Origin of the sequence: Geobacillus proteiniphilus, assembly GCF_001908025.1 — a bacterium.
Taxonomy (GTDB): domain Bacteria; phylum Bacillota; class Bacilli; order Bacillales; family Anoxybacillaceae; genus Geobacillus; species Geobacillus proteiniphilus.
Map to the genome: position 1 here is coordinate 1 of NZ_MQMG01000107.1, position 1,927 is coordinate 1,927.

General features: G+C 46.4%; 3 protein-coding genes. All 3 read left to right on the top strand.

The annotated features are described in order from the left end of the window. The coding region (locus BRO54_RS18680) for a SufD family Fe-S cluster assembly protein (protein WP_193408816.1) at positions 1 to 604 on the top strand (604 nt) is incomplete at its 5' end. 650 nt (positions 605 to 1,254) lie between these two features. Further along, positions 1,255 to 1,521, top strand: a complete 267-nt coding sequence (locus BRO54_RS18685; RefSeq protein ID WP_307899030.1) for a DNA-binding protein — start codon at positions 1,255 to 1,257, stop codon at positions 1,519 to 1,521. Positions 1,522 to 1,562: 41 nt separating this feature from the next. After that, positions 1,563 to 1,769 (top strand): CDI toxin immunity protein, encoded by a 207-nt coding sequence (locus tag BRO54_RS19925; protein ID WP_074044843.1) that lies wholly within the window; start codon positions 1,563 to 1,565, stop codon positions 1,767 to 1,769. The last annotated feature ends 158 nt before the right edge of the window (positions 1,770 to 1,927 follow it).

The window sequence follows — 1,927 nt, forward strand, 5'->3', positions numbered from 1 at the left end:
GAACAACGTCTTCAACTTGGTGACGAAGCGCGCCGTCTGCGAAGAAAATGCGACGATGGAATGGATCGACGGCAACATCGGCTCGAAATTGACGATGAAATACCCGGCCGTCATCTTAAAAGGCGAAGGGGCGCGCGGCTTGACGCTGTCGATCGCCATCGCCGGCAAAGGGCAGCATCAAGACGCCGGGGCGAAAATGATCCATTTGGCCCCGAATACGTCATCGACGATCGTCTCGAAGTCGATCTCCAAACAAGGCGGCAAGGTGACGTATCGCGGCATGGTCCATTTCGGCCGCAAAGCGTCCGGCTCGCGCTCGAACATCGAATGCGACACGTTGATTCTCGACAACCAGTCGACATCGGATACAATTCCATACAACGAAATTTTAAACGACAACATCTCGCTCGAACACGAAGCGAAAGTGTCGAAAGTGTCGGAAGAGCAGCTGTTCTACTTGATGAGCCGCGGCATTTCCGAGCAGGAAGCGACGGAAATGATCGTCATGGGCTTCATCGAGCCGTTCACAAGAGAGCTGCCGATGGAATACGCGGTCGAGATGAACCGCTTGATCAAGTTTGAGATGGAAGGAAGCATCGGATAACCTTGATAAATAAAGGGTGCAGCGCTCGCTTGTGGGCGCCGCACCCACAAAACACCCGCAATTTATTTTTCAGTGTACCGCTGATACAACTCCAGTGCCTCATCCTCCATTTTTTGAGTCACATGGAGGTGCGTGTCAGAGTGAAAAACGACTGTTGTGTGATTGTTTCCCCTGCCGATTTGGCAGGGATTTTTTTGTTAATCCTATTATAATATAACAATAGGTTTGTTATCATAAAATCCAGAAAGAAGGTGAACGACAGGGAGAGGATGAAGTGGCGGACACCATGGAGAAGCTTTGAAGTATCGCCGGTTTCGTCCTAGCGGCCATCGCCTTCCTAGAAGGACGAAACCAAAAGAAAAAGCGACGCTCCAAAAAGAAACGTCGCAAATAAGCCCAAACGGAAGCCCGACCTTCGGGAAGGGCTTCTGTATAAAAAATATTATCATCTCCCAAAATGTATGTCAAAATTAGCTTGGATCGCAAACATCTTATTGGCGTTTGTTGCCGTACGTTTTTTCGTGGCCACTGACTTTAGACATCTTGGCATATTGGACATCGTGTTATTGATCGTTATTGTTGTATGGGGGATTGCGGGGATTCGATACATTGTCTCGTACTTCCGGAACAGATGAGGAGGAAACATTGTGATGTATCACTTCACAACAAGAAAAGAGCTCGAGGACTTCATTAAAAGTGAAGTCCTCGGGGTCGCTGAAACACTGGAGATCCTGGGCGTGACATATCAACGCCTTAGCAAACTCATCGAATCAGGAAGAATAACGCCAATCAAAAGCTTCCAAAAAGACAAGTTGTTTTTCCGGACTGATGTTGAAGCCCTTGCCCGAGAGCTAAAGGAACTGCGCAAGAAATACCGGCCGTATGATATGGGAAGTATCCAGAAAGAAAAAAAGTGAAGGATGGATCGGAAATCGTTGGTGGGTTGTGAAAAAAGGGGATGAATCATAACGATATGATTGTACTGTGGAATTATTCTTGCCATCCAGGTATTCAGACAAAATTGGAAAGAGTTCTCAATGCCATCGATGATGTAGCTGCTGTGGGATCGGATGCGTTTATTCTTTGTGAAGATGGAGAGTATGTAATCGAAATCTTTCATGATGGTGAAGTGACTATAGGTATCGCAGAGAATGAAAAGAAATAAAGCAGCAAATGGTATGATTTTAGCTCCTTGACATTTCCGTTTTTCTCGTACAGGGATGTCAAGGGGGGAGCTAAACAACTGTGTCTGGTTTGGTAAAGTATAATCGTGGAGTAAAAGAGCAGGATGAGACCCTTCAAATATTTTATTCACACCAGGAT